The 17,970-nt window shown below is 69.8% G+C and carries 3 protein-coding genes; all 3 read left to right on the top strand.

The window, feature by feature from the left end; translation table 11 throughout:
- Positions 1-5: 5 nt before the first annotated feature.
- The 3 genes from LX16_RS05295 (at position 6) to LX16_RS05285 (ending at position 17,373) form a co-directional block, all read left to right on the top strand.
- Positions 6-5,516, top strand: coding sequence for a non-ribosomal peptide synthetase (locus LX16_RS05295; protein ID WP_244615686.1), 5,511 nt, complete (start codon positions 6-8; stop codon positions 5,514-5,516).
- 62 nt (positions 5,517-5,578) lie between these two features.
- Entirely contained in the window at positions 5,579-13,408 is a 7,830-nt protein-coding gene (locus LX16_RS05290) for a non-ribosomal peptide synthetase (protein ID WP_147133926.1), read from the top strand.
- On the top strand, positions 13,405-17,373 hold the full coding sequence (locus LX16_RS05285) for a non-ribosomal peptide synthetase (RefSeq protein ID WP_147133924.1): 3,969 nt from the start codon (positions 13,405-13,407) through the stop codon (positions 17,371-17,373). The genes LX16_RS05290 and LX16_RS05285 overlap by 4 nt, the downstream gene beginning before the upstream one ends.
- Positions 17,374-17,970: the final 597 nt, after the last annotated feature.

Genomic DNA, 17,970 nt, shown 5'->3' with positions numbered 1-17,970 from the left:
TCGCCGTGGGAACCCCCATCGCCGGACGCAACCACACCGACATAGAAAACCTCGTCGGATTCTTCGTCAACACCCTCGTCATGCGCACCGACCTGTCGGACGACCCCACCGTCGGACAGCTCATCGGCCGCATCCGGGACCACTCACTCGACGCCTACGGTCACCAGGATCTCCCCTTCGAACGACTCGTCGAAGAACTCGCCCCCGACCGGGATCCCTCCCGGAACCCGGTGTTCCAGACGATGTTCGCGCTGCAGAACATCAAGGACGTCGACAGGAGGAGTCTGGCGGACCTCACCGTGGAGACGCTGGACATCGACCGGGGGGCCGCCCGGTTCGACATCTCGGTGTACCTCATGGAGCGGCCCGACGGGGCGGTGGAGGTCAGCCTCGTCTACGCGACCGACCTGTTCGACCGGTCCACCGTGGAACGAATGGCCGGACACCTCGGGAACCTCGCCGCCGCTCTGGGGCACGCCGGTGACGACACCCGTGTAGGTGAGCTGGCCATGCTCGCGCCCGCCGAGTTCAACCAGCTCGTGCACGCCTGGAACGGGCCGCGGGCGCCCATCCCGCAGGCACCGGTGCATCACCTGTTCGAGGAGAGCGTGGCGAGGCATCCCAACGCTCCCGCCGTCGTCCACGGCGACGAGACCCTGACGTTCGCGGAGCTGAACCGGCGTGCCAACCGCCTCGCCCATCTGCTGCGCGGTATGGGAGTCGCACCGGACTCCATGGTGGCGATCTTCCTGAAGCGTGGGTTCGACCTCATCACGGCCGTCCTGGCCGTATTGAAGGCGGGAGCCGGCTACATCCCGGTCGACCCGGGTTCACCCTCCGAGCGCACCGGCTTCATGCTCACCGACAGCGCCGCCCCCGTCGTCATCACCGACACCGCCCTGGCTCCGCTGCTGCCGGAGGGCCCTGCGCATCGTCTCCTCATCGACGCCGACCAGGCGCGGCTACGCCGTGAGCCCGACACCGATCCGGCGCCATGCGCCACTCTCGACAGTCTGGCCTACGTCATCTACACCTCCGGCTCCACCGGCCGCCCCAAGGGTGTCCAGCTGGAACATCGCAGTGTCGTCAACTTCCTCACCTGGGCCGACACCGCCTTCCCGCGGCTGCCCGACGCGCGGGGTGCGGTCATGCACTCCTCGATCGCGTTCGACTTCGAGGTGCCGAACCTCTTCCTTCCGCTACTGCAGGGCCAGCCGGTGGAGGCACTGCCCCACATGGAGCCCTGGGATCCGCAGGAGGTGCGCCGACTGTTCGCCGATGGGCATCGCTTCAGCACACTCAAGGTGACACCCTCCCACCTGGAGATCCTTCGCGAGACCTTCGAGGCGACCGGGACATCGTTGGACGTCGGCACCGTCGTGGTCGGTGGTGAGCTGTTCGACCGGCGGCTGGCCCGCGAGGTCGCACCCCTGCTCGGCCCGCACGCGACCATCGTCAACGAGTACGGCCCCACCGAGACGACCGTGGCCGTCACCGCGCAGCACGTCGTACCGCCCGTCGTCGGGCCCGGCAGCATCCCCATCGGGCTTCCCATCACGAACGCACGGATGTACGTGGTGGACGAGGCGGACCGGCCAGTGCCGGTCGGTGTTCCGGGAGAACTGCTCATCGGCGGTGACGTACTGGCGCGCGGCTACCTCAACCGCCCCGAACTCACCGCCGAGCGGTTCGTCCCCGACCCGTTCGGCCCCGGTCGGGTGTACCGCACCGGCGACCTGGTGAAGTGGCTGCCCGACGGCCGGCTGGAGGCGTTGGGGCGAATCGATCATCAGGTCAAGCTCCGCGGGTACCGGATCGAACTCGGCGAGGTGGAGGCGGCGCTGCTCGCCCACGACGACGTCGCCGGCTGCGCGGTCGTGGTGCGGGAGGACTCACCGGGTGACCGGAGGCTGGTCGCCTACCTGGTACCCGCCGCCGATCGGCGCATCGCCCCCTCCCGCATGCGAACGGAGTTGGCGGAACGGCTCCCCGACTACATGATCCCCACGGTCTTCACCGTGCTGGACGAACTGCCGTACACCGGCAACGGGAAGATCGACCGCAAGGCCCTTCCGGCCCCCACCGGAGAACGCGACCACGCCGACGCCGAGTACGTGGCGCCACGTGACGCGGTGGAGGACTCCGTGGCCGCGATCTGGTCGGAGCTGCTGGGAACCACACGTGTCGGCGTGCACGACGACTTCTTCCGGTTGGGCGGCCACTCGCTCTCCGCCACCCGGATGGTGTCGCGGCTTCGCCGCGATCTCGGCATCGAGATCCCCGTGGGAGCGGTGTTCACCACGCCCACCCTCGCGGGTTTCGCCGAGACCGTCCGGGGTGCCGCCTTCAGCACGCGGGGAACCGTTCCGGTGGTTCCCCGCGACGGCGAACTGCCGTTGTCGTTCGCACAGCAACGCCTGTGGTTCCTCGACCAGCTCGACCCCGGCAGTCCCGAATATCTCGTACCGATGGGGTTCCGAGTCACCGGTCCCCTGGACGTCGCCGCGCTGGAGACCGCGGTGTCCAACCTGGTGGCCCGCCACGAGGTACTGCGCACCCGGTTCACGGCCGGCCCCGACGGGCTCGCCCGGCAGATCGTCGATCCACCGACTCGCGTGGCGGCGCACCTGGTCGAGGCACCCGGGGACGATCCGGAGGCGGCACGGGAACTGTTGGCAGCGCATGTCCGCCGCCCCTTCGACCTGGCGAACGAGACACCCCTGCGACTCACCGTCGTCCGTTCGTCCGATGAGGACACACTGGTCCTGATATCGGTGCATCACATCGCGTCCGACGGCTGGTCGTCCGGTGTCATGGCCCGCGAACTGGAACGGCTGTACGCCGCCGCCCTGGACGACACCGAGGCGACGCTCCCGCCGCTGCCGGTGCAGTACGCCGACTTCGCCGCCTGGCAACGCGACCGCCTGACCGGCGACGCGCTCGGTGAACAACTGGCCTACTGGCGGGAGCGGCTCGGCGGCCTGGAGCCCCTGGAGTTGCCGTGTGACCGGCCACGGCCCGAGGTCCGCGACGGCGCCGGGGACTCGGTGAGGTTCACCCTGCCCGCCGAGACCGTCAACGGACTCCGGACCCTGACGGCCTCACACCGTACGTCGTTGTTCATGACCGGACTGGCGGCCTTCCAGATCCTGTTGTCGCGTTACACACCGCAGACGGACATCGCCGTGGGAACGCCCATCGCCGGGCGACACCACGCCGACATCGAGGATCTGATCGGGTTCTTCGTCAACACGCTGGTGATGCGCACCGACTTCGCCGGCGACCCGACGCTGGCCGAGGTGTTGGACCAGGTCCGGCGGCACGCGCTGGACGCGTACACCCATCAGGACCTGCCGTTCGACCGGCTGGTCGAAGAACTGGCCCCCGACCGCGACCTGTCCCGCAACCCCCTGTTCCAGACGATGTTCGTGCTCCAGACCGCCCAGGAATCGGGCACCGCCTGGCGCCTGCGGGGTTGCGAGGTGGAGCGACTTCCGCTCGGTACCGGGACCATCAAGTTCGATCTCAACCTCACCATGGTGGAGAGGGGCGACGTGATCGAGGGTCACCTCGACTACGCGACGGAACTGTTCGACAGATCGACCGCCGAACGGATGGCCCGGCACTTCACGACCCTGGCCTCCGCGATCGCGACCTGTGATCCGGACACCCCGGTGAGCCGGCTGCCGCTCATGACCGACGCCGAGCGCCACACACTGTTGGTGGAGTGGAACGACACCGCTCACGACCGTCCCACCGACAAGACGATCCACCGGCTGGTGGAGGAACGGGTGGCCCGCCATCCCGACCGGATCGCGGTTGTCGCGGGCGACGAGTCGTTGACGTACGGGCGGCTGAACGAGTCCGCCAACCGGCTCGCCCACCGGCTGCGGGATCTGGGAGCCGGGCCGGACACGATCGTGGGACTGTGCCTGCCACGTGGCCTGGACATGATCGTGGCGATGCTCGGCATCCTCAAGTCCGGTGCCGCCTACCTGCCCTTGGACCCCGACTCCCCCACCGCGCGACTGGAGTTCATGCTCACCGACACGGCCGCGCCGGTCCTGGTCACCTGCACCGGGCTGCGCGACCGCCTGCCGGAGACGGCGGCACGCCTCCTCGTCCTCGACGACGACTCGGAGCCGCCCTCCGGGCGCGTCGAAGACCCGCCCGCCACGGCCACGCCGGAGAACCTGGCGTACGTCATCTACACCTCCGGCTCCACCGGCACCCCGAAGGGGGTACTCCTGGAACACGGCGGAGTCGTGAGTCTCCTCCACGGGCGCCACAACGGACTCACCGAGGACGACGTGGTGCTGTTGACGGCCTCGGTCGTGTTCGACGTGTCGGTGGAGCACACCTTCGCGACGCTGGCGACCGGGGCGAGACTGGTGCTGCGCGGTGACGACTGGTCACCGCTCGGCCTGGTCGAACTCATCCGCGAGCACGACGTGACGCTCACCGAGATCACGCCCATGGTGTGGGAGGCGATGCTGCCCCACATCGAGGCGCGGCAGGGCGGTCTCGGAGAGCGGTTCCGGCTGATGATCGTCGGCGGCGAGGCGGTCTCGCCGACCGCCGTCGACCGCTGGTTCCGTGCGACGTCGGTCCCGTTGGCCAACAGCTACGGTCCCACCGAGGCCACCGTCACCTCGACGGCGAACATCCTGCACGGCCCGGTGTCCGGTGCCGTGCCGATCGGCCGGCCGATCGAGAACACCCGGGTCTACGTGGTGGACCGGCACCACAACCCCGTGCCGGTGGGAGTGCCGGGCGAGTTGTGGATCGGCGGAGTCGGTCTGGCGCGCGGCTACCTCAACCGTCCGGAGTTGACGGCGGAGCGGTTCGTCGACGACCCGTTCGGGCCGGGGCGGGTGTACCGCACCGGTGACGTGGTGCGGTGGCTGCCCGACGGACGGCTCGACTTCATCGGAAGGCTCGACGGGCAGGTCAAGTTGCGAGGTCTCCGCATCGAACTCGGTGAGATCGAGGCCGCGCTGACGGCGCACCCACAGGTGTCCTCCGCCGTCGTGGTTCTCAGGGAGGACGTACCCGGCGACCGGCGGTTGGTGGCGTACGTCGTCTGCGACGACGCACCGGAACCGGCGACGCTGCGGACCTTCCTCAAACGTCGGTTGCCCGACTACATGGTGCCGGCCGCCTTCGTGGCGCTCGACGAGGTACCGGTGAACGCCAACGGGAAGATCGACCGTGCCGCGCTCCCGGTCCCCTCACCGGGCAACGACCGGGACGACTCCCGGTACGTCGCTCCTCGCAACGAGATGGAGGAGATCCTGGCCGGCGTCTGGTCGGACGTGCTCGGCGTGGAGGCCGTCGGGGTACACGACGACTTCTTCGAGCTCGGGGGGCATTCGCTGCTCGCGACGCAGATGGTCAACCAGCTGGAGATGCTGACCGGGGTCCGGGTCGGCCTCCGCAACGTCTTCCTGTCTCCCACGATAGCCGACCTCAGAGTGGAACTGCTGCGACGGTTCGAGGAGGCCGGCGCGATCTGAACCGGCGTGTCCTCCGGCAACGTCGTCCCGTCCCGTCCCATCCCGGTAGTGAGGGTCAAGTCATGAAACAGTCCATAGAGTCCCGTCTACTCGCCCGGATGCGGGACGGGAACCTTCCCCACCGCATCCCGGTCGTGTCCCGCGACGGTCGTGCGCCGTTGTCGTTCGCGCAGCAGAGGTTGTGGTTCCTAGACCAGCTGGAACCCGACGCCACCGAGTACGTGATCCCGTTCGGGTTCCAGGTCACGGGCCACCTGGACGTGGCGGCGCTGGAGACGGCGGTGACGATGCTCGTGGCGCGGCACGAGGTGTTGCGCACCCGATTCATCGCCGACGAGGAGGGCCGGCCGATCCAGGTGGCCGACCCCGCCCGTCCGTTCACACTGAGCCGGCTGGACGCGCCGACCGACCCCGAGTCGCTTCGCGCCGTCGTCGCGGCCGAGGTCGGTCGCCCCTTCGACCTGGCCGCAGAGCATCCGCTGCGTGTCACGGTCCTGCGTCAGTCCCCCGGTCGCCACGTACTGCTCGTCGTCCTGCACCACATCGCGGCCGACGGCTGGTCGGCGGGGATCCTGGCGGGCGAACTCGACCGCTGCTACACCGCCGCGACGACCGGTGAGGACCCTGCGCTGCCCGACGTGGGCGTGCAGTACGCCGATTTCGCGGTCTGGCAGCGCGAACGGCTGTCCGGGGCGGCACTGGACTCACAACTGTCCTACTGGACCGAGCGACTGGCCGGCCTGGAACCACTCGAACTGCCCACCGACCGGCCCCGCCCCGCGACCCGCACCGGAGACGGCGGCGGGGTCTCGTTCGCGCTGTCGCCGGAGGTGACCGCGGGCCTGCGAGCCGTCGCCGCCGCGCAGGGTGGTTCGCTCTTCATGGCCTGCCTGGCGGTGTTCCAGGTCCTCCTGTCGCGGTACACCCGACAGACCGACATCGCCGTGGGAACCCCCATCGCCGGACGCAACCACACCGACATAGAAAACCTCGTCGGATTCTTCGTCAACACCCTCGTCATGCGCACCGACCTGACCGACGACCCCACCGTCGAACAACTCGTCACCCGAATCCGAGACCACTCACTCGACGCCTACACCCACCAGGACCTCCCCTTCGAAAAACTCGTCGAACAACTCACCCCCGACCGCGACCTCTCCCGCAACCCCCTCTTCCAAACCATGTTCGTACTACAGAGCGCCGCCACCGGCGGCGGCGACGTCGGCGGCACCGGGAACGAGACATGGCGGCTCACCGGCTGCGAACTGACGCCCATTCCGGTCTCCACCGGAACCACGAAGTTCGACCTCACCCTGACCCTGGTGGAGGACGGGGACGGGCTCACCGGTCACTTCGCGTACGCGACCGACCTCTTCGAGGCCGCCACGATCGCCCGTATGGCCGAGCACTTCCGCAACCTGGCCCGCGCGTTCGGTTCCAGTCCGTCGACGAGGACGGACGCACTGGACATGTGCTCGGCCGACGAGCGGGAACTGCTCCTGGACACCTGGAACGACACCGTGTTCGCGCATCCCGAACACCTCTCGATCGACCGGCTGGTCAAACAGCGGGCCACCGAACAGCCGGACGCCGTGGCCGTGGTGGACGGCGACACCTCGCTGACTTACGCCGCCCTCGACGAGTCCGCCGACCGACTCGCCCACCACCTGGTACAGGCGGGCGCCGGCCATGAGGTTCCGGTGGGGGTCCATCTGCCACGTGGGGCCGACTTCATCACCACCGTGCTGGCCGTCCTCAAGACCGGCGGCGCTTACGTGCCGCTCGACCTGGACTATCCCCCCGACCGGCTCGCGCACATGCTCGACGACTCCGGAGCTCCCGTGGTGGTGACCACCAGCGGCCTGGTCGACGCCCTACCCGCCACGACCGCGACCCCGGTCGTCCTCGACGCCCTACCCACGGACGACGGTCCAGCCACGCCGCCTCCGGCGGTCGCGGCCCCGGACACCCTGGCGTACATCGTGTACACCTCCGGGTCAACCGGAACACCCAAGGGTGTGCAGATCCCGCATCGCGCGGTCAACCGCCTGGTACACAACGACTACGCCGAGATCGGTCCCGGTGACGTGGTCGCGCAGGCGTCCAACGGCGCGTTCGACGCCTTCACGTGGGAGTGCTGGGCGGCGCTGGTCCACGGTGCGACCATCGCCGTCATAGACAAGGACACCGTGGTGGACACCCCGGCGCTCAAGGCGGCACTGCGCGGGCACGGCGTGACCGCGATGTTCCTGACGGCCGCGCTGTTCCACCAACACCTGTCGGACGACCCGGGCGTGTTCGACGGCCTGAACACCGTCCTGTACGGCGGCGAGGCCGTGGACCGCGGCACCGCGGACCGACTGGCCGCGCGCGGCGGCTCGGCCCCCACCGTCGTCCACGTGTACGGACCGACCGAGACCACCACCTTCGCCACGGCGTACCGGGTCACGCCGGGACGCCACGAGACGACCGCGACGCAACCCATCGGCAGCCCCATCCGGAACACGACGGCCTACGTGGTGGATTCGCGGATGCGGCCGACCGGGACCGGCGTGGCCGGCGAACTGCTCATCGGCGGGCCGGGGGTCGCCCGTGGTTACCGTGGCCGGCCGGAGCTGACCGCCGAGCGGTTCGTCGACAACCCGTTCGGGCCGGGTGTCCTCTATCGCACCGGCGACCTCGTGAAACGACTGCCCGACGGCGAGATCGAGTTCCTCGGCAGGATGGACCAACAGGTCAAACTGCGTGGCCACCGGATCGAACCGGGCGAGATCGAGACCGCGCTCCTCGCCGATCCCGCGATCTCGGCCGCCACGGTGGTCGTCCGCGAGGACGATCCCGGCGACAAGCGGCTGGTCGCCTACCTGGTCACCGACGCCCCACCGGACACCACGACGGTGCGCGCACGGTTGCGGAATTCCCTACCGGACTACATGATCCCGGCCGCCTTCGTCCGGATCGAGTCGATCCCGTTGACCCCCAATGGGAAGATCGATCGCGGCCGGTTGCCGGCCCCGGAGGCCGGCCGTGACGGCGACGCGGACCGCCACGTGCCACCGGCCACGCCGACCCAGGCGCTCGTCGCCCGCGTGTGGTCGGAGGTGTTGCGCCGCGACGAGATCGGTGCGTACGACGACTTCTTCACACTGGGGGGCCACTCGCTCCTCGCGACACAGGCGGTGTCCCGGTTGCGCCGGACACTGGGGACCGAGGTCACCGTTCGAGACCTGTTCGGGAATCCGACCGTGGCGTCCCTCGCCGCCGTGCTGGACGCCGCCGGGTCCGCCACGACCTCGGCCATCCCCACCGCCGACCGCGGCGACGGTCTGCCGTTGTCGTTCGCGCAGCAGCGGTTGTGGTTCCTCGACCAGCTGTATCCGGGCGGCGCGGAGTACCTGGTGCCGTTCGCCATGCGGGTGTCGGGGGACCTGGACGTCGCGGCGCTGGAGGCGGCCGTGTCGACGATCGTGGCGCGGCACGAGGTGCTGCGCACCCGGTTCGTCGCCGACGAGCACGGCAGGCCGGCACAGGTGATCGATCCGCCGGCCAGGGTCACCGCGGAGTTCACCGACCTGTCGGCGGAGCCGGACGGCCGACGGCGGGCCGAGCAGGTCATCGCCGACCGGGCGCGGACCGGGTTCGATCTGGCCGGTGAACCACCGCTCCGCCTGTCCGTCGTGCGAGTGTCGGACGGTGAACACCTGGTCCTGCTGGTGATGCACCACATCGTGTCCGACGGCTGGTCGGTGGGAGTCCTCGCCACCGAACTGGAGGCGGCGTATCGCGCCGTGTCGTCGGGTGACGAGGCCGGCTTGCCGGCCCTGCCGGTGCAGTACGCCGACTTCGCCGCCTGGCAGCGCGATCACCTCACCGGTGACCTCCTGGACCGGCAACTGTCCTACTGGACCGAGCGACTGGCCGGCCTGGAACCACTCGAACTGCCCACCGACCGGCCCCGCCCCGCGACCCGCACCGGAGACGGCTGCAGGGTCGACACGGTGCTGCCGCCGGAGACGGTGACGGGTCTTCGACGACTCGCGGCACGCCACGGCGCGTCGTTGTTCATGACGGGACTCGCCGCGTTCCAGGTCCTCCTGTCGCGGTACACCCGACAGACCGACATCGCCGTGGGAACCCCCATCGCCGGACGCAACCACACCGACATAGAAAACCTCGTCGGATTCTTCGTCAACACCCTCGTCATGCGCACCGACCTGTCGGACGACCCCACCGTCGAACAACTCGTCACCCGAATCCGAGACCACTCACTCGACGCCTACACCCACCAGGACCTCCCCTTCGAAAAACTCGTCGAACAACTCACCCCCGACCGCGACCTCTCCCGCAACCCCCTCTTCCAAACCATGTTCGTACTACACAACGGCGGATCGGGAACCGGTTGGCGGCTGCCCGGTTGCGACGTCGAACCGTTCTCGCCCCACAGTGGGAAGACCAAGTTCGATCTGACACTCACCATGTCGGACGACGGCGACCGGCTCACCGGTCAGTTCGCGTATGCCACCGACCTGTTCGACCGGTCCACCGTGGAGCGGATGGCGCGGCACCTGGGCAATCTCGCCGCCGCGCTCGGCTCCGCCCCCGCACACCGACGTGTCGGGCGGCTGACCATGATCGACGCCGACGAACGGGCCGCGGTGGTGTCGGAGTGGAACCGCGCCGAGGCCGACTTCCCCGCCGACAAGACGATCCACCGGCTGATAGAGGAACGTGCCCGGGCCGTACCCGACGCCGTCGCCGTCCGGTACGGAGACGAGGAGTGGACCTACCGGGAACTGAACGCGCGCGCCAACCAACTCGCCCACCGGCTGCGCGAGGGGGGCGCCGGACCGGGTGATTTGGTCGCGGTGTGCCTGGAACACAGCCCCGACGCGGTGATCAGCCTGCTGGCGGTCTTGAAGGCCGGAGCCGCCTTCGTCCCGTTGGACCCCTCGTACCCAATGGCGCGACTGGAGTTCATGCTGGCCGACACCGAGGCTCCCGTCGTCATCACGACCTGTGACATCGCGCGCGGGCTGCCCGCCACGGGCGCGGACGTCATCACGCTGGACACCGAGTGGCCGCGCCTGCGGGAGGTCTCCACCGACGACCCGCCCGCGACGGCCGGTCCCGCCGACCTGGCGTACGTGATCTACACGTCGGGTTCCACGGGACGGCCCAAAGGCGTCATGCTCGAACACCACGGCGTCGTCAACTACCTACACTGGTGCGACACCGCGTACCCGGCCCGGGGCGACGTCGGCACCTTCCTGTACTCGTCGATCACCTTCGACCTGACCATCACGGCACTCTTCCTCCCCCTGATCCAGGGACTTCCCATCGTCGTGCCGGTCGTCGACGACGGGCACCACGGCGTCTTCGACTCCACGGTGGACGCACTTCTCGACGGCGCGGACACCAGTTTCCTGAAGGCGACGCCGTCGCATCTGGAGTTGTTGACGACCGCGGCGGAACAGACGGGACGACGGCTGCGCATCCACTCGATCGTGGCCGGCGGCGAGGAGCTGACGTCGGCGCTCGCGCGCCGGATCATCGCCGTCAGCGACGTCGACGTGACCATCACCAACGAATACGGTGCCACCGAGGGCTCGGTCGCCAACGTCATGAGCGCCACCACGATCCGGACGCCGCTCGACCGCAAGGCCGTCCACTGCGGACGGGCGATCCAGAACACGAAGGTCTACATCGTCGACGAGTACGACCGGCCGGTGCCGCCGGGCGTGCCCGGTGAGGCCCTGCTGGGCGGAGTCTGCGTGGCCCGGGGATACCACCGCCGGCCCGACCTCACCTCGCGGCGCTTCACGCCGGATCCGTTCGGCCCCGGACGCGTGTACCGCACCGGTGACCTGGCCGTGTGGCTGCCGGACGGCCACCTCGAATTCGTGGGCCGCATCGACGACCAGGTGAAGCTGCGCGGATATCGCATCGAACTCGGTGAGATCGAGGCGGCGCTGCGGGACCGGCCCGGCGTCACGGCGGCGGCCGTGGTCGTCCGGCAGGACTCCCCCGGCGAGAAGCGCCTGGTCGGTTACGTCACCGGCACCGACGCCCCCGACACCACGACCCTGCACGCCGCGCTGACGCGACGGCTGCCCGAGTACATGGTCCCGACCGCGCTGGTGCGGCTCGACTCACTCCCGTTGACACCCAACGGGAAGGTCGACACGAAGGCGCTTCCCGCACCGAAGGGTGCACTCGAACGCCCGGGTGACGACCACGAACCCCCCACCACCCCCGCGGAGATCGCCATCGCGCAGATCTGGGGTGAACTGCTGCGGGTCGAACGGGTCGGGGTCCACGACAACTTCTTCGAACTGGGTGGCGACTCGATCCTGAGCATCCAGGTCATCGCACGGGCGAAGCGGTACGGACTGCACCTGACGCCTCGCATGGTGTTCCAACACCAGACTGTGGCCGCCCTCGCCGCGAACGCACTGCCGGCCGGTACCATCCGCGCCGAACAGGGCAGGGTCACCGGGGACGTGCCGCTGACACCGGTGCAGCACTGGTTCTTCGACACCGACCGCGCCGAACCCCACCACTTCAACCAGTCCGTACTCCTGGAGACCGACGGACTCGAACCGGACGTCCTGGAACGGGCGCTGCGGAGCGTCGCCGACCACCATGACGTGCTGCGGATGCGGTTCCAGTCGGGGCGGGACGGGGTGCGCCAGTTCCACGCGGACGACGTGGGGGACGCGGTGGTGATCCACCGAGACCTCTCCGGTCTCGACGTGGCGGCGACTACGGCCGCCATCACCGAGGAGTTCGCCGGGGCCCAGCGCGGCCTCCGGCTCCTCGACGGTCCGCTCGTGCGGGCGGTCCTGGTGGACGTGGGGGCACGCGGACAACGTCTCCTGCTGACGGTCCATCATCTGGTCGTCGACGGCGTCTCCTGGCGAATCCTGCTGGAGGATCTGGGGTTCGCCTACTCTCAGTCGGCCCGCGGCGTCCGGCCGGTGTTCCCGGTCAAGACCACCTCGTTCCGGGAGTGGAGTCTACGGCTGCGCGAACTCGCGACCTCTCCCAAGGCCGTCGAGGAACTCGGCTACTGGGCGCGGCCCCGGGCGTCCGGTCGGCTGCCCCGCGACCGGGACGGCGAGAACACCCTGCAGTCGCGGCGCGTGGTCACTGCGAACCTGACGCCTTCGGAGACCGACGCGCTGCTGCGCGATGTGCCCCGGGCGTTCGGTTCCCAGATCAACGACGCGTTGTTGACGGCGCTGGCCGTGACGGTCCGGGAATGGACCGGCGACGACGCCCTGTCGGTCAGTCTGGAGGGGCACGGCCGGGAGGACCTGTTCGCGGACGTGGACCTGTCGCGGACGGTGGGCTGGTTCACGAGCATGTTCCCGGTCGAGTTGCGCACCGACCCGGCTGCCGACCTTCCGGAGACCCTCATCTCGATCGGCGACCGGCTCGCCGAGATCCCCAACCACGGAATCGGGTACGGCCTGCTGCGCCATCTCGGTGACGAGAGCACCCGGGAGGCCCTCGCGGCGGTTCCGGAACCACAGATCATCTTCAACTACCTGGGACAGTTCGCCCCCCACGTGCCGGGGATGGGCCGTTACGCCGACCCGGGTGAGTCACGCGGCGGCGCGATGAGCCCGTTGGGCCGTCGCGGGCACGTCCTGGAGGTCAACTCCGACATCCGGGACGGCCGGTTCGGCGTCGACTTCGCGTACTCGGCCGAACTGCACGACGAGTCGACGATCAGGCGGCTCGCCGACCGGATGCTGGCGGTCCTGCGCGACGTGATCGCCGGGGCCACCGAGATCACCGCCGGCATCGCCCCGACCCCCCAGGACTTCCCCCTCGCCCGGATCGACGACGACGATCTGGCCGCGATCCTAGAGAGGTTTTCACAGTGAGCGCACCCAACATCGAGGACATCTACCGGCTCACGCCACTACAGACCGGGATGTTGTTCCATTCACTTGAGGACACCGACGACATACGGCCCTACACCGTGCAGATGGTCGAGGAGTTCACCGGCCCCCTCCACGAGGAGCACTTCCGCACCGCCTGGCAGCGTGTGATCGACCGCCACACCGTGCTGCGCACCGCGTTCGTGTGGGAGGGGGTCTCCCGGCCCGTGCAGGTGGTGCAGCGTCGTGCCCGGCTCCCCTTCGCCCGCCACGACTGGCGTGACCTGACCGACGCGGAACAACGCGACCGGCTCGACGCGCTGATCGAGGCGGACTGGAACCGCGGGTTCGACCTGACGGCGGCACCGCTGCTGCGGGTCACCGTGATCCGCACGGCCGAGGAGCGACGGATCGTCCTGTGGTCCTTCCACCACCTCCTGTTGGACGGCTGGAGCGTCCAACAGGTGCTGGCCGACCTGTTCCGGTTCTACCGGGCCGAACTGGCCGGCGAGTCGCCGGCGGAGCCTCCGGCGGCGCCCTTCGTGCGGTACGCCGAGTGGTTGGAGGCGCAGTCACGGGACGACGCCCGCGACTTCTGGCGCAGGCACCTCGACGGGATCGGTGCCGCCACCACCCCTGGCGGCGACGACACCGGGCAGACCGGCGTCGACGTCGTGCGCTTCGACTGCGACGACGTGGTGTCGGAACGGGCGCGCGCGTTCGCCAAGGCCCACCGGATCACGGTCAACACCCTGGTACAGGGCGCGTGGGCACTGTTGACCAGCCGGTACACCCGGCAACCGAGTGTCATCTTCGGATCGACCGTCTCCGGTCGGACTCCGGCACTTCCCGACATCGAGTCGATGGTCGGCCTGTTCATCAACACGCTCCCGGTCAGGGTCGACGTCGCCGAGGACGCACCGGTGGCGGACTGGTTGCGGGAGATCCAGCGACAACAGGCGGAGCTGCGCCAGTACGAGTACAGTGCCCTGGTCGACGTCCACCGGTGGAGCGGGATACCGAGAGGCGAACCGTTGTTCGAATCCATCCTGGTGTTCGAGAACTACCCCGAGTCGGGCGAGGAGTCCGGCCCTCCCGACGGCCTGCGCCGCAGGCTCGTCCACTGTGAGGAACGCACCGGGTACCCGTTGACGGTCGTCGCCTGGTCGGGTCGCCGGCTGGCCGGCAAGCTCGTCTACGACCGCAGCCGGTTCCACCGGTCTACCGTGGAGGGCATCGCGGGCCACCTCCGCAACCTGCTGGCGGCGATCGTCGGCACCGACGACGGCGACCGGATCGGCGACGTGTCGATGCTGGACGCGGCCGAGCGGCGGCGGGTCCTGCACGACTGGAACACGGCGGTGGCGGACTTCCCCGGCGACAAGACGATCCACCGGCTGATAGAGGAACGTGCCCGGGCCGTACCCGACGCCGTCGCCGTCCGCCACGGGAACGCCTCGCTGACCTTCCGGGAGCTCGACGACCGGGCCGACCGGCTCGCCCACCGGCTCCGAACGTCGGGCGCCCGGCCCGGCGTCCTGATCGGAGTGTGCCTGGACCACGGCCTCGACGCGGTCGTCAGCCTGCTCGCGGTGTTGAAGTCGGGTGCCGCGTTCGTACCGTTGGATCCGGCGTATCCGGCGTCGCGGCTGGAGTTCATGCTCGACGACACCGAGGCACCCCTGCTGATCACCACCACGGACGTGGCCGAACGTCTTCCCGCCACCGCGGCGGAGCAGATCCGGCTGGACGTCGACTGGCCGGGTATCCTCGCCGGAGAACCCGATATCGCGCCCCGCGACGTCGCCTCGCCCCACGACCTGGCGTACGTGATCTACACGTCGGGTTCCACGGGACGGCCCAAAGGCGTCATGCTCGAACACCACGGCGTCGTCAACTACCTACACTGGTGCGACACCGCGTACCCGGCCCGGGGCGACGTCGGCACCTTCCTGTACTCGTCGATCACCTTCGACCTGACCATCACGGCACTCTTCCTCCCCCTGATCCAGGGACTTCCCATCGTCGTGCCGGTCGTCGACGACGGGCACCACGGCGTCTTCGACTCCACGGTGGACGCACTTCTCGACGGCGCGGACACCAGTTTCCTGAAGGCGACGCCGTCGCATCTGGAGTTGTTGACGACCGCGGCGGAACAGACGGGACGACGGCTGCGCATCCACTCGATCGTGGCCGGCGGCGAGGAGCTGACGTCGGCGCTCGCGCGCCGGATCATCGCCGTCAGCGACGTCGACGTGACCATCACCAACGAATACGGTGCCACCGAGGGCTCGGTCGCCAACGTCATGAGCGCCACCACCGCCGACACGTCCCTGAACCGACACGCCGTCGACTGCGGCCGCGCCGTCGACAACACCTCCGTGTACGTGGTGGATCCGACCGGCCGGCCCGTACCGGTGGGAGTGCCGGGTGAGGCCCTGCTCGGTGGTGTCTGCGTCGCCCGCGGTTACCACCGGCGCCCGGCACTGAACCGGGAACGCTTCACACCGAATCCGTTCGGCCCCGGCCGGGTCTACCACACCGGTGACCTCGTGCGGTGGCTCCCCGGTGGCCGCATCGAGTTCATCGGCCGCATGGACGACCAGGTGAAGCTGCGGGGATACCGCATCGAACTCGGCGAGATCGACGCCGCCCTGCGTGACCAGCCTGGTGTGACGTCGGCCGTCACGATGCTGCGCGAAGACGTCCCCGGTGACAAGCGGATCGTCGCGTATCTGGTCGGCGACACCGACACCGGCGTGATCCGGGGGCGGCTCGCCGAGCGGCTGCCCGGTCACATGATCCCGTCTGACTTCGTCGTCGTCGACGTGCTTCCGTTGACCACCAACGGGAAGGTCGACCGTGCGGCGCTGCCGGCGCCCAGCGGACGCCGCACCGGCCCGGGTCCGGTGCACCGTCCGCCCCGCACCGATACTGAACGGACCGTGGCGCGGGTGTGGGCGGACGTGCTCGGTGTCGACCGAGTCGGCGCCGAAGACGACTTCTTCGCGCTCGGCGGCCACTCCATCACCGCCATCACGACGGCGGGGCGCCTGAAGGCGAGCGGCCTCCCCGCCACCGTGCAGTCGGTCATGCGGCATCCCGTACTGGCCGATCTGGCACGCGTGCTGGACGGGGCCGGCCAGACGCCCACCGGACTGGCGATACCGCTGTCGGCGGAGCACTCCGGCGACCAGCGGCCGATACTGTTCTGCGTCCACCCGGGCGGCGGAGGGGTGCACCCGTACCGGACGCTGGCCCGGGAACTGGCCGACACACACCGCGTCTACGGGATCCAGGCCGCCGGCCTGGACGGCACCGAGGACCCGATCACCGGCATCGAGGCGATGGCCGGGCGGTACTGGCGTGAGGTCGAGGCGGTACAGCCCGAGGGCCCCTATCACCTGCTGGGCTGGTCCACCGGAGGCGTGGTGGTTCACGAGATGGCGGCTCGCCGCCCCGACGACGTGGCCACGGTCGTGATCCTGGAACCGGCCGTGACCGGTCCCTCCGAGCGGGATCGTTTCGCCGGCCACGCCCGGAACCGGGAGGCCGCGGACGCGTTGTGGCGTCGTGGGCGACGGGCACGGGGACCGGAACGGGCGGACATCGAGCGGCGGCTCCGGGAACTGGCCGTGGCCGCCGAGATCGACCCGGCCGCGATGAACCTCGACGAGTTCCTGCCGTTCGGGGTGCTGGCCGCCGAACTACGTTCGCTGGAGACGTATTCGGCGGCGGTCTCGCGGGCACGCACCACGCTCGTCGTCGGCGGGGACTATCGCGATCCCACCGTCGTCCCGACCTCCGGCGGCGGCGATCACGACGGGTACGTGGCCCACTGGCGGGCGCACTGTCCCGGCGGCCTGGACCTGCTCGACGTGCCCGCCGGGCACATGGGGATGGTGACCGATCCGGAGTCGGTGGCGCGGGTCGTCACCGCGTTGCGGCGACAACCCGTCCCCGCCTGACCACATCTCCTCGGGGACCGGCCGATCGCCGGTCCCCGTCGTCGTGCCCGGCCCCGGATGTGCGAGCGCTCACAACGGCCGTCCACAGTGCGCCGATCGGCCCCGGCGGCGACGAGCGGGTGGCGCCGACCCGGCCGGTGCCGCCGGACGGTGGCGGCCGATGGCTCCCCATACCGGTCGTGGACGGCGAGGCGGGTCCTCCGGTGTCCATCGAACGTGGGGAGGCGCGTCGCACCGCGTCCCCGCGCGGTGGCTGCGAGGCGACGGACGGCGGTGGCGTCATCGTCACGCCGCAGGGCCGTGAGTCCGCGTAACAGGTTCCGGAACCGCCGCGTGGAGTCGGCAGGCGTTCCATGCCGACGACTCCTCAGGCGACGGCCACCATCCGTTGGCCGGCGGCCGATCGACCGGCCCGGCGCTGCGCCGGTGATGACACCGGCGGTGGAGTCCGACTCGCATCCACTATGGCTGATCGACTGCGCCCACGGCGACCGACGGGAGACCCGCAGATCGCCGAGGGGTCGGGTGGCGGGTCATGGCCGCGGTGACCGCGAACCCGTCGGGCCGCGCCACCGCCGGGGCGTCACGGGCGCGCCG

Source organism: Stackebrandtia albiflava (assembly GCF_007994225.1).
GTDB lineage: Bacteria > Actinomycetota > Actinomycetes > Mycobacteriales > Micromonosporaceae > Stackebrandtia > Stackebrandtia albiflava.
Note: the sequence above shows the minus strand (reverse complement) of the source record. Positions and strands in the feature narration are given on the sequence as shown.